The 12897-nt window shown below is 66.0% G+C and carries 8 protein-coding genes; 2 read left to right on the top strand and 6 right to left on the bottom strand.

Annotated elements, in window-relative coordinates; translation table 11 throughout:
* Positions 1 to 41: 41 nt before the first annotated feature.
* Both rpoB and LH407_RS05705 read right to left on the bottom strand, forming a co-directional pair.
* Positions 42 to 3566 carry a DNA-directed RNA polymerase subunit beta gene (gene rpoB, locus LH407_RS05700; RefSeq protein ID WP_322132259.1) on the bottom strand — a complete coding sequence of 1175 codons (3525 nt, stop codon included), beginning with the start codon at positions 3564 to 3566 and terminating at the stop codon, positions 42 to 44.
* 299 nt (positions 3567 to 3865) lie between these two features.
* Positions 3866 to 5650: an Ig-like domain-containing protein gene (locus LH407_RS05705; protein ID WP_322132258.1), complete on the bottom strand. Its 1785-nt coding sequence runs from the start codon at positions 5648 to 5650 to the stop codon at positions 3866 to 3868.
* Positions 5651 to 5837: 187 nt separating this feature from the next.
* Between LH407_RS05705 and LH407_RS05710 the strand changes: the two genes are divergently transcribed.
* A complete protein-coding gene (locus tag LH407_RS05710) occupies positions 5838 to 8495 on the top strand; it encodes a LuxR family transcriptional regulator (protein ID WP_322132257.1) in 2658 nt (885 codons plus the stop codon).
* On the opposite strand, the gene LH407_RS05715 is transcribed toward LH407_RS05710, so the two are convergent.
* From LH407_RS05715 to LH407_RS05730, 4 genes are all read right to left on the bottom strand, one after another.
* Positions 8492 to 8860 (bottom strand): group I truncated hemoglobin, encoded by a 369-nt coding sequence (locus LH407_RS05715; protein WP_322132256.1) that lies wholly within the window; start codon positions 8858 to 8860, stop codon positions 8492 to 8494. The two genes, LH407_RS05710 and LH407_RS05715, sit on opposite strands and share 4 nt — an antisense overlap.
* A gap of 49 nt (positions 8861 to 8909) precedes the next feature.
* Complete coding sequence (locus tag LH407_RS05720; RefSeq protein WP_322132255.1) at positions 8910 to 10469, bottom strand: glucoamylase family protein; 1560 nt, start codon at positions 10467 to 10469, stop codon at positions 8910 to 8912.
* An 82-nt stretch (positions 10470 to 10551) separates the two neighbouring features.
* Positions 10552 to 11553 (bottom strand): agmatinase, encoded by a 1002-nt coding sequence (gene speB, locus LH407_RS05725; RefSeq protein WP_322132254.1) that lies wholly within the window; start codon positions 11551 to 11553, stop codon positions 10552 to 10554.
* 3 nt (positions 11554 to 11556) lie between these two features.
* The gene (locus LH407_RS05730; RefSeq protein WP_322132253.1) at positions 11557 to 11913 is read right to left on the bottom strand and encodes a group I truncated hemoglobin; all 357 of its coding nucleotides are present in this window, start codon (positions 11911 to 11913) and stop codon (positions 11557 to 11559) included.
* A 112-nt stretch (positions 11914 to 12025) separates the two neighbouring features.
* Here LH407_RS05730 and LH407_RS05735 point away from each other — a divergent pair, with 112 nt between their 5' ends.
* Positions 12026 to 12889 carry a spermidine synthase gene (locus LH407_RS05735; protein ID WP_322132252.1) on the top strand — a complete coding sequence of 288 codons (864 nt, stop codon included), beginning with the start codon at positions 12026 to 12028 and terminating at the stop codon, positions 12887 to 12889.
* The last annotated feature ends 8 nt before the right edge of the window (positions 12890 to 12897 follow it).

Raw genomic sequence — 12897 nt, forward strand, 5'->3', positions numbered from 1 at the left:
TTCTCTCTTGAAAAACGAAGGTGTCGTATCGGTGGCGGGGCTTAGATCTCGTCGATCGACGAGGACTCGAAGCGCGTGGAGATGTTGATACCGAGCTCCTCGGCAGCACGGAAGACCTCGTCATCCGTGTCGCGCAGGTTCACGGCCGTGCCGTCAGCCGAGAGCACCTCGACGTTCAGGCAGAGCGACTGCATCTCCTTGATGAGGACCTTGAAGGACTCCGGGATGCCCGGCTCCTGGATGTTCTCACCCTTGACGATGGCCTCGTACACCTTGACGCGACCGAGGATGTCGTCGGACTTGATCGTGAGGAGCTCCTGGAGCGCGTACGCGGCACCGTAGGCCTCGAGGGCCCACACCTCCATCTCACCGAAGCGCTGGCCACCGAACTGCGCCTTACCACCGAGCGGCTGCTGGGTGATCATCGAGTAGGGGCCCGTCGAGCGAGCGTGGATCTTGTCGTCCACGAGGTGGTGGAGCTTCAGGATGTACATGTAGCCGACCGAGATCGGGTCCGGGAACGGCTCACCGGAGCGACCGTCGAAGAGACGGGTCTTACCGGACGAGTCGATGAGACGGTCGCCGTCGCGAGTCGGAAGCGTCGAGTCGAGCAGACCGGCGATCTCCTCCTCGAGCGCTCCGTCGAACACGGGCGTCGCGACCTTGGTGCCGGGGGCAGCACTGCGTGCCTCCTCGGGCAGGCGCGCGGCCCACTCCGGGTTGCCCTCGACCTCCCAGCCCTGCTTGGCGACCCACCCGAGGTGGGTCTCCAGCACCTGGCCGAAGTTCATGCGACCGGGGATACCGAGCGGGTTGAGGATGACGTCAACCGGGGTACCGTCCGCGAGGAACGGCATGTCCTCGACGGGCAGGATCTTGGCGATGACACCCTTGTTGCCGTGACGGCCGGCGAGCTTGTCGCCCTCCGTGATCTTGCGCTTCTGAGCGATGTAGACCACAACACGCTGGTTGACACCCGAGCCGAGCTCGTCGTCGTTGTCGGCGCTGAACTCCTTGACCGCGATGATCGTTCCCTCGACGCCGTGGGGCACCTTGAGCGACGTGTCGCGGACCTCGCGGCTCTTCTCGTTGAAGATCGCGCGGAGCAGGCGCTCCTCGGCGGAAAGCTCGGTCTCACCCTTAGGCGTGACCTTGCCGACGAGGATGTCGCCGGGGCGAACCTCGGCGCCGATGCGGATGATTCCGCGCTCGTCCAGGTCGGCGAGGAGCTCGGGGCTCACGTTGGGGAGGTCACGAGTGATCTCCTCCTTGCCGAGCTTGGTGTCACGGGCATCCACCTCGTACTCCTCGATGTGGATCGACGACAGCACGTCGTCCTTCACGAGGTTCTGGGACAGGATGATCGCGTCCTCGAAGTTGTGACCCTCCCACGGCATGAACGCCACGAGGAGGTTCTTGCCGAGCGCGAGCTCGCCGTTCTCCGTCGCGGGGCCGTCGGCGATGACCTGACCGGCCTCGATGCGCTCGCCAGCGGAGACGATCACACGGTGGTTGTAGCTCGTGCCCTGGTTGGAGCGGTCGAACTTGCGCAGGTAGTAGTCCTGCGTTCCACCCTCGTCGAGCTGCACGGTGACAACATCCGCCGACACCTCGGAGACAACACCGGCCTTGTCGGCGGTGAGCACGTCACCGGCGTCGATGGCCGCGAAGCCCTCCATACCGGTTCCGACGAGCGGCGACTCGCTGCGCAGCAGCGGAACAGCCTGACGCTGCATGTTCGCACCCATGAGGGCGCGGTTCGCGTCGTCGTGCTCGAGGAAGGGGATGAGGGATGTTGCGACGGACACCATCTGGCGGGGCGAGACGTCCATGTAGCCGACCTGGTCGACGGGGACGAGGTCGACCTCGTCGCCCTTCTTACGGGCGAGCACGTGGGACTCGGCGAACTTGGCGTCCGCGGTGAGCGGCGCGTTGGCCTGGGCGACAACGAAGTCGTCCTCCTCGCTCGCGGTGAGGTAGTCGATGGTCGACGTGACCTTGCCGTTCACGACACGACGGTACGGCGTCTCGATGAAACCGAACGCGTTGATGCGCGCGAAGGATGCGAGCGACCCGATGAGACCGATGTTGGGGCCTTCCGGCGTCTCGATCGGGCACATGCGGCCGTAGTGCGACGGGTGGACGTCACGAACCTCGACGCCCGCGCGCTCACGCGACAGACCACCGGGGCCGAGGGCCGAGAGGCGGCGCTTGTGGGTGAGGCCCGCGAGCGGGTTGTTCTGGTCCATGAACTGCGAGAGCTGCGAGGTTCCGAAGAACTCCTTGATCGCGGCGACGACGGGGCGCACGTTGATCAGGGTCTGCGGCGTGATCGCCTCGATGTCCTGCGTGGTCATACGCTCGCGGACGACACGCTCCATACGCGACAGACCGGTGCGGACCTGGTTCTGGATGAGCTCGCCGACGGCGCGGATACGGCGGTTGCCGAAGTGGTCGATGTCATCGACGTCGAGTCGGACATCCACCTTCTTGCCGTCGCGCGTGCCCTTGATGGTCACGGCACCGTTCTCACCGGTCGAGACGAACGGCGACGAGGTGTCGTGAAGCGAGACGAGGTACTTGATCGTCGCGATGATGTCCTGCACCGTGAGCACCGACTCGGTGATCGGGGTGTCGAGACCGAGCTTGCGGTTGATCTTGTAGCGACCCACCTTGGCTAGGTCGTAACGCTTCGGGTTGAAGTAGAAGTTGTCGAGGAGCGCACGCGCGGCCTCGGCGGCGACCTGCTCGCCCGGACGAAGCTTGCGGTAGATGTCCTTGAGCGCCTCCTCCTTGGTGAGGATGGCGTCCTTCTCGAGCGTGAGCTCGATCGACGGGAAGCCCTTGAACTCCTCGAGGATCTCCTCGCTCGTGAGGCCGAGGGCCTTGAGGAAGACGGTCACCGATTGCTTGCGCTTGCGGTCGATACGAACACCGACCTGGTCGCGCTTGTCGATCTCGAACTCGAGCCAGGCGCCACGGCTCGGGATGATGCGTGCCGAGTAGATGTCCTTGTCGGAGAGCTTCTCGGGCGTGCGGTCGAAGTACACACCGGGCGAACGGACGAGCTGCGAGACGACAACACGCTCGGTTCCGTTGATGATGAACGTGCCCTTTTCCGTCATGAGCGGGAAGTCGCCCATGAAGACGGTCTGGGTCTTGATCTCACCGGTGAGGTGGTTCATGAACTCGGCGTTCACGTAGAGCGGCGCGGCGTAGGTCTTGCCACGCTCCTTGCACTCGTCGATGGAGTACTTGGGCTCCTCGAGCTCCGGCTCGGCAAACGAGAGCTGCATGGTCTCGCCGAGGTCCTCGATGGGGGAGATCTCCTCGAAGATCTCCTCGAGTCCGCTGCGAGTAGCGATGTCGTTACGTCCGGCGGCCTGGGCCGCGGCGACACGCTCCTTCCAGACATCGTTTCCGACGAGCCAGTCAAAGCTCTCGGTCTGCAGTGCAAGCAGATCGGGAACGGTGAGGGTATCGGTAATTTTGGCGAAAGAGAGGCGGGATGCGTTCCGCCCGTTCTTCGGTGACTTCTTAGTGGACGTGGTGCGCGCAGCAGCCAAGGAACTAACCTCCGTGGGCCTGATCAGGGCCCGTTTGTCATACAGTGACGGTCGGCAATGAATTGCTCACCAGTACCCCAAGGAGATTGCCCCGCCGCTATACTCGGGGCGCGCCAGCTGTCCACAATATGACGGCACGGGTGGTCTGGGAGCGCAAAGAACAACTATATGTCGCAACGACGCGCCTATGCAAGTTATTCCTTGACCAGATTCGCCGGATCGGATATAAGCGCGCTGTCCAGTGCGAAAACGGGGCAGCCCCAGCAGGAACTGCCCCGTTGAGGCGGAGGGGATGTGCGCTACCGAGCCCTGCTCCGTGCGCGGCTGCGCCGCATCGCCACTCCACCGATCGCGACGAGAAACACAGCCGCGAACGCTGCAAGGCCACTCGTGGCGCTTCCCGTCGACGCCAAGGCATTCGAAGCCGAGGGCTCACCACCGGCGGTCGTGCCATCCTTCAGTGGCTCGTCGGGGTCGGCCGGCTGAGCCGGCAGCTGGGGTTCGCCCTCGCCTGCACCTCCACCCTCACCCTCAGCCTCACCCGGGGTCACCGTGATCGTGACCGTCGCCCAGTCGGAAAGGTTGTTGCCGTCGGTGGCCCGGTAATCGAAGGTGGCGTCGCCCGAGAAGCCGACCGGAGGGGTATACGTGAACCCGCCGAGGGGATCAACCGAGACTGTGCCGGCCGACGGGTTGTCGTACGACGCCACCGAGAGCAGGTCGCCCTCAGGGTCACTATCGTTCGCGAGGAGTCCAACCAGCGCTGGCATGGAGAGCGTCTCTCCCTGAGCGATCGTGAACGCATCGTCCGCTGCGACCGGCGAGGTGGGCTCGGCACCCTCGGCGAGAACATGAATGGTGACCGTTGCGACGCCGCTCTCTCCGCCTTGCGGATCGCGAGCGACATAGGTGAAGGTGTCATCGCCGACAAAGCCATCCGAGGGGACGTACTCGAAGGCGCCAGTCAGCGGTGACATCGACGTGATCGCGCCATGGTCAGGAAACACGTAGGACGCAAGGCTGAAACTCGAATCGGCGTCGGTATCGTTGCCGAGCAGGCCCGGCGCGGGCACGGAGAGCGTTGAACCCGACACAACCCAGTACTCGTCGTCTACCGCGACCGGTTCGGCGTAGTCCACCAGTTCCTCGGTGATCTCGAAGACAAGGGCCACAGGGGCCGAGTAGTCGATTCCGTCCCACGCACGGTAGGTGAAGGTACGAGTACCGGTGAAATCAGTCGGGGGCGTATAGAAGGTCGTCCCATTTTTCGGATCGAGGATGAGCTGCTCACCGGGGAGGGCTCCGCCAGCGGGGACAACGATTGCGGCCTTTAGCGGGTCGCCGTCGGCGTCCGTGTCGTTCACCACAACACCGGGAGCCGGGATGACCAGGAGCTGGTTTTTGCCCGTCACGTAGGAGTCGGCGACGGCCACGGGAGCGGAGTTGGGTTTGGGCGCGGCGGCCACGGTGATGGAAACGAGAGCCGGATTGCTCTCGTCCGTGCCATCCGTCACCCAGTACCAGAACTGGATCTCGCCGCTAAAGCCTGCGGCAGGGGTGTAGGTGAAATACCCCGTCGTGGGGTCGAGATTAAGGATGCCCTGTCCGGGCGGGTCGAATCCGACAACCGTGAGGTCGTCGCCATCCCCGTCTGTGTCGTTGCTGAAGAGTCCGCTGGCGGAAGTGGTAGCGACGAGGGGTTCCTCGTAGCCCGTCTCGTAGAAGTCCGCGTATGCCACCGGGACTGCATTTACCGGAAGTGCTTCCTCCACGGGGGACGGAACGGCATCGACCGGGAGCACCGCTTCTGCCGCAGTCGGGAGCGCGTCGTCCGGCAAGAGCACCTCGGCCTCGGCCGGAGCTTCGTCCACTGGGAGGGGAGTCTCGGCGAGGTCCGAGGTGGAATCCTCGTCCACGACGATGGAGGGGTCCGTCGTGTCGTCCGCGATGGCTGGCATCACCGCCCAGGTACTGAAACCGAAGGTGAGTGCGATCACGAGGATGATGGCGCCGAAGCGCAGCGGGCGTGTGGTCATCGCCGCGAGCCGGAATCGGTGCGCGGGCGACTCGAGCGGAGCAGGCATGAATCGTCCTTAAGGGTGTCGTTGAAACTGTCGGCGTGCCGGAGTGGCACGCAGACAACAGTGCCGATCAACCCCCCTGCTCCGGATGGGGAGGGCTTGCTCAACCTGATGAGACGCATTACTCATGTGCTGCGAACTACTCACCTTCCCGTCGCTAGAATCCACTCATTCACCCGTGGAGGCATTCGTGACCCGCTCCGTACCGACCGGCACGCGAGCCGCCGATGGTCGGTGGCCGCTCGTGGGCCGGGAACAGCTCGTGGATCGGCTCTGCCGCTGGTTCGCGGGCGATGGAGCGCGCCTCTGCGTGCTGTACGGATCATCCGGGGTTGGCAAGTCCCGGCTCGCCTTCGAGACGGCCTCGCGACTGTCGGGCGAGGGATGGGCCTCCTTGCCTGTTTCGGCGAGCACAATCATGGCCACGGTCCCACTTGGCGCGCTGACTCCGCTGTTTTCGAGCGACCGGGAGGCGCTCGACGCCGTCGCCTCAGACCCCGGTGCCCTGTTTCGGCGGGCAACCGAGGCGGTACGGGACGCCGCGGCGGGGCGCCGCACCGTGCTCGTCGTCGACGATCTGTCGCTGCTCGATCCACTCTCGGCAACACTCATCGCACAGCTCGTCGCCTCCGGGTACGTCCGATTACTGGCCACCGCCCGCGATCGCGAGCCTCTACCCGACCCGATCATGGCGCTGTGGTCGAGCGACTCCGCGCTGCGCGTCGACGTTCCCCCGCTATCGGTCGGCGACTATGAGTTGGTGCTCCGCGAGGTCCTCGGCGGACCCGTCGCCCACCGCTCAGCGGTCGAACTGCACCAATCGACGGCCGGGAACCCTCTGGTCCTTCGTGAGCTGACGATGGGGGCCCTCGAGGTCGATCGGCTCGTCGAGCACGCCGGAGTGTGGCAGCTCGTGGGCGAACCCGTCGGCACCCCCGCGTTGCGCGATCTCATCCTTTCCCGGCTCCGGCACCTCGACGATGCGGAGCGCGACGTCGTCGAGCGCCTCGCGGTATGCGGCGAACTACAGATCGACCATCTCACGTCCGATGGCGCTCGGGAGGCTGTCATCAGACTTGAGTCGGCGGGGATCATGACGCTCGTCGAGGGCCCCCGCGGCCTCGTCGGCCGACTCGTTCACCCCCAATACGCCGGCGCCGTGGTCGACTCACTCAGCCGCCTGCGCGTCTCCGACGTGCTCCTCCAGCAGGCCGACCTCCTCGAGGCCGAGCGCTCGGGGGCAAGCGACGACCTTCGCGTCGTCGTGTGGCGCCTTGAGGCAGGCAAAGCGACGGACCCGGAACTCCTCGCGAGCGCGGCTCGGCTGGCCCGGCAAGCAAGCGACCACCCGACGGTCGAGCGGCTCGCGGCGGCCGCCATCCGCGTCGCCGGCGGCCGCCCCGACTTGCTGCTGCTGCGCGGCGAAGCGCTGTTGAGGATGGGACGCGCAGAGGACGCCCTTGAGGTTCTGGCCGAGGCGAGAATGGAGGACGCACCCGGTGAACTTCGCTCGGCGATCGCCGCGACGACGGCTATCGCCCATGCGAGCGTCCGGGACGGCCTCGACGCGGGACTCGAGGTCATCGATGCTGCGGAGGAGGGGCTGAGTTCGCCCGACGTCGGTCTCGTCCTGACTCGAGCGCTCATCGAGCTCTACCAAGACCGGGCGATCGAGGTAGATGCCCTGCTCGCCGAACTCGACGCTTCCCTCGGGTCCTCCCCCGCCGAGCGCGCAATCGTCGCCTCCACACGCTCCCTGTCGCATGCCGCACTCGGGCGCACGGACGAAGCGCTGCGGGATGCCCGGCTCGCGCTCGACTTCGCCCGGTCAACGAGCGGAGCAGGAATCCCTGGGCTCTCGGTCGCCATGGGCCTCGGCACTCTCGCGACCGTTCAGTTACACGTTGGAGACCCGGACGGCGCCCTCCGGTCCGCGACGTCCGCCCTCCTCGAGTCACTCGTCGCCGACGACGAGATTGTCGCGCGTTCCCACGAGTTCCTCCTCGCTCGCATCGAGTGGGAGCGCGGCAACCTCGACGCAGCGGAACGCTGGTACCGCGACACCATGAGTGGAGCCCTCTCGATGGGGCCGATCAGCCTTCACGTGCCCGCAGCATGCGGACTCGCCATGACGCTCGCGATGCGCGGCGACCTCGCGGGAGCGCGTGACGCCCTGGCAATCGTTCCCGACCAAGCCGACCACGTGCCGGGCGCCGTGATCGCGCGGGCCTGGGTGAGCGCTCTGAGCGGGGACGCCCAGACCGCCAGGAACGCACTGCTGGCTGGAGCCGAGCGATTCGGTCAACCGGGACATCGCTTCCTCGAGGCGGTTTTCCTTTTTCACCTCGCCCGCCTCGGCTTCGCAGCTGATGCCGCACCCCGGCTCGCCTCGCTCGCGGAGCTCACCGGAAGCCCGTTCTTCGACCGGCAGGCCCGGCATGCCGCGGCCGAAGCATCGGGCGACCGTAGAGCGCTCGTGGACGTCGCTGAGGAGTGGGCCGCCTCGGGAGCGCGGCTCTTCGCGGCGGAGGCGTTCGCGTCGGCGGCGCGCGCCGCTCGGCGAGCAGAGGACCACCGGCTCGCCGTGTCGCTGCAATCAGCCGCAGACGAGCACGCGCGAGCGTGCGGTGGGGCATCCACTCCCCTGCTGCAGTTCACCGAAGAACTCACGCCGCTGACCAGGCGCGAAAGAGAGATCGGCGCGCTCGCCGCTCGCGGGCTCAGCAGCAAGCAGATTGCCGACACTCTGTTCTTGTCGACGCGCACCGTCGACAACCACCTGCAGTCGATCTACGGAAAGCTCGGCATCCGTGGTCGGCACGAACTGCAGTCGTCAGGACTCGGCTAGTCGCTGGCCGCCTGGAGCACCACCACACGTTCGCGTAGCGCGTTCACTCGCTCCCGAACCTCGGCAACAACATGGTCGGTCGCGCCCAGGTCGTGCAGGGCGATGGTGAGGTGCTGTACGACGGAGTCGAAGGCCTCCGGAGTAATGTCCAGGCCGGCGTGGGCGAGCTCGAGTTCCCGACCGGCGAAGAGCTCTGGCCCGCCGAGCGCCGCGGCGAGGAATGCACGCTGGTGCGCCTTGAGTCGTGACAGGTCGACACCCTCGAACCACGGCGCGAGCGAGTCGTCCGCCGTTACTCGGTTGTAGAAGACAGCGACGGCCGCCTTCATGCCGGCGTTTCCGCCGACCTGGTCGTACAGGCTCATGCCCTCAAGGGTAGAGCTGCGTGTGTGCAGCGAACCGAGTAGTGATTACTCAGTTATCAGCGTTACTGAAAATCTGCGCCTCGACGAGCGGACGCACCACCTTTTCGAACTTCTTGTCGACGAAGTACTTCTTGAGCTTGTCGTCGAGCAACTCGTTGCCGATCGCGGCCATGATCATCGACTGGTCGAGGGAGAGGTAACGGTCGGCAACCGTTCCACTTCCCACCGCGATCGCGTCGTAGAAACCACCGGCGCCATAGGAGTCGAAGTTCGACTCGAGGCCCTCGAGGTTCGTCAGCACGGCATCCCGGTCGTAGGGAAGCGCGAGGAACGAGGCGTGCGGGGTCACAACACCGTCGCCGTACTCGGGCGAGGGGTTGGTGGCGTCACGGCATCCCTCGTATCCGTAGTCGACGTCGGTGGACTCGGCGTCGCTCGCGTAGCCGTCGGCACTGATTCCGAGGCCCTCCACCCCGTACTCGCGGTATCCGGCGAACGGATCGCTCGCGGGAGAGAATCCCCAATAGCCGTACCCGGCCTCCTCCATACCGTGCCAGCGTTGCGCCTCGACGGTGGCCGGATGATTGACGGCCCACGAGTTCGCCCCCCATTGGGCCTCAGGCACAAACAGATCGGGCATGAGCGCCTCGAACATGCTGCCGCCCCACGAGGGAACGAGTCGCTGGCCCGCGTACTCGTAGGTGCCCTCGAAGACACTCACGCCGAGGTACTCGCGTGTCTCGCCGACGGGCTTCTGCTCCTGCCAGCCGAAATCGCAGGCCTGGTCTGGCATGGTGCGGTACGTGCCGTAGTAGGCGGATGCCGGGATCTGCCCGTTCGCGATGCCGAGGTACGTCGCGATGCGCGCCTCGCTCACCGTCGTGTCGTACCAGTGGCACGTGTAGTAGACGTCGGGCCCGTCGCCTGCGTAGTTGTCGGGCACCGCGCATCCGTCGCCCGGTGGTTCCACCCAGAAGCCACCGCGATTGAGCGTCACGCCCTCTCGGGCATTCAGGTCGTGGAACCAGCCGAAGTCCATGCTGTCGTAGAGCACGGTCGCCTGACGCTTCAGCGACGGCTCCGCGGACGCGACAACGCGGAGGGAGGCTGCGAGCCATCCATTGTCCACCGTCGAGAGGAACGGGTAGACGACGTCGCCGCTGTCGGGCCACGTCGTGAGCTTGGACGCGTCCGTCGGCGAGTACCAGTTGTAATACATGCCACTCGGCTCGTGGCGCTCCATCGACGCGAGAGTCGTGAGTGTTGTGCGAAGGCGTTCCCTCGCGTCCTTCTTGCCGATGATGCCGAGGTCTCTGGCCACGATCGTCGACCACAGGTAGCCGCCGATGTTGGTGGGCGACGTGTACTCGCCCGCCTCGGCGAGGTCACCGCTGATGTTGTCGCTCGCGAGACCAGTCGCAGGGTCCGTCATCGCATGGAGCGACGCCCACGTGTCCTCGGCGTACCGCAGTAGCGTATCGTCGCCGGGATTCGATGGATGCCCGTGGCCACCGCCCGGGCCCCCGGCAACCGCCGCGGGGGCGATGGCGAGTGTCGCGGCGGCAACCGCGGCAATCGCGGGAATGGTGAAACGGCGAAGTGACGTCATCAGAAAGCTCCTTCGGTCCCTGTCACCCCACGCTCGCACCACCCCCGAAAGGGGGGCAAGGGGGTTGCGGTCCGGTCGGAGCTCAGCTAGCGGCGTCGCGTCGCCGTACCGCGAGAGCGGCGAAGGCCTCCCAGATGAGCCGGTGTGCGGCGTTGACCGTGAGGTCGGCGTGGTCGTAGGGCGGCGATACTTCCATGACATCGAAACCGACGACATCGAACTCGAGCACGAGCGCTCGGACGATACGTAAGAGGTCGATCGTGGCGAACCCGCCGGGTTCTGGGGTGCCCGTCGCCGGCGCGTGCGCGGGATCGAGCACGTCGATGTCGATCGAGAGGTAGACCTTGTCGCCGCGTTCGCGACCTGCCGCGATGAGATCGGCGAGGACCGCGTGGACGCCGCGCTCCCAGAACTCCTGCATCATGAAGTGCCGTAGGCCGTGGTCGCGCATCCACCGCTGGTCTTCCTCACCCGGCCAATAGCCGCGGAGCCCCACCTGGATGAACTTGTCACCGGGAATCGCACCGGACTCGATGAGCCGCCGCATCGGGGTGCCGTGGCTCGCAAGGTTGCCTTCGAGGATGTCCGCCGTGTCGGCGTGAGCATCGAAGTGGATCATCGTGACGTTGCCGAATCCGTGCTGTTCGGCGACGGCGGTCGCCGCCGGCCACGTGATCGAGTGGTCGCCGCCGAGGATGAACGGCACGATGCCGCGGCTGGTGACCTCCTTCACACGGTCGTAGATCGCCTTCTTCGAGAGCTCCCACATTCCGTGACTCGTGACGGCATCGCCGTAGTCGACCACGTCGAGGTGGTCGAAGATCTCGATACCGAGGTCGAGGTGGTACGTGCCGGGGTCGTACGTGCTCGCGCGGAGCGCACGCGGTCCGAACCGTGCGCCCGGCCTGAAGGTCGTGTTGTCGTCCCACGGGGCACCAACAACGGCCACGTCGGGCTGCCACTCATCGAGTTGCGCTGGCTCCGTGAGGAGGGGACGCATGCCGAAGGTCGCGGGCCCGACGTACGACTGTGCATCGAGTTGGGCGCGCAAACCTGGGGGGACGGGGCGGGACGGCTCGGGCATCCTTCACCGTATCTCCACGATCGCTGCGCGCAGTAGCTCGATCCGCCGAATCACTCCATCCGCGAGCTCGGGTTCAACCCTCAGGTCGTCGAGAGTGTCTCGCAAGTGACGTAGCACCCTCGTGTACTCCGCTTCGGTAATGCCGAGCCCCGAGTGTGCGTTGCGCATGCTGCGCCCGTCGTAGATCTCCGGCCCGTCGAGGAGAACGCTGAAAAAGTCGCGCTGGTGTCGCTTGATGGCCGAGACATCCATCCCCTCGAAGTAGCGTGCCAGCTCCGGGTCGGCGAGAACTCGGGAGTAGAAGGACTCAACGGCGACGGCGATAGCGGGATCGCCGCCGAGTTGTTCGTAGAGGTTCACCTTTTGTACCGCCTTCGGCTCGGGGATGCTGGGGCGTCCCGGAGAGTGTACGGCGAATCCGTGAGTTGCGCTCGCACATCACGGACAGCGGTGGGTGTGGCAGGGTCGAGGGGTGGCCGATCATCCGCACCGTACCCTTTCGCACAGTGGCTTCCACGCCGTTGTGAGCCCCGACCGCTGGATCCGCGGTGCCTACACGCTCACCGTCGACGGCACCCCTCAGAGCCACGTCAACCTCGACGACCCAACCCAGCTCTTCTTCGAATACGTGCAGCGGATGGGGCATGTCATCGATCAGCTCAGGATGCCTGGCGAGCCGCTCACGGCCGTGCACCTGGGCGCGGGCGCCCTCACCCTCCCCCGCTACATCGAGGCGACGCGGCCGGGGTCACGGCAACAGGTCATCGAACTCGAGAGCGATCTCGTGGAACTCGTCCGCGAGGAGCTGCCATGGTCGAGCCGCGCGTCCATCCGCATCAGGCACGGCGACGCCCGCGAGGTGCTCGAGCGCCTGCCCGCGGGGTTGCAGGGCTCCGTCGACCTCGTGATCGTCGACGTCTTCAGCGGCGCGCGCACACCAGCGCACGTGACATCCGTCGAGTTCTATCGAACGGCCGCGCAACTGCTTGCACCCGGTGGCGTGCTGCTGGCGAATATCGCCGACGGGCCCGGACTCGCCTTCGCGCGGGGGCAGGCCGCCACGCTGCACCACGTGCTCGGCAACGTCGCGGCGCTCGCCGAGACACAGATCCTCAAGGGGCGACGGTTCGGCAACGTTGTGCTCGCGGCATCCGCGACACCTCTTCCCCTCGAATGGATGCCGCGACTTCTCGCCGCGGGCCCGCACCCTGCGAAGGTCGTCGAAGGCGCCGAGCTGCTGGAGTTCATCGCTGGCGCGAACGTCGTGACGGACGAAACGGCCACCCCATCACCCCCACCGTCGAAGGGCATTTTCCAGGTCAAACCCGGATCATGAGAAGAACC

It is taken from the genome of Antiquaquibacter oligotrophicus, assembly GCF_020535405.1.
GTDB classification, from domain to species: Bacteria; Actinomycetota; Actinomycetes; order Actinomycetales; family Microbacteriaceae; genus Rhodoglobus; species Rhodoglobus oligotrophicus.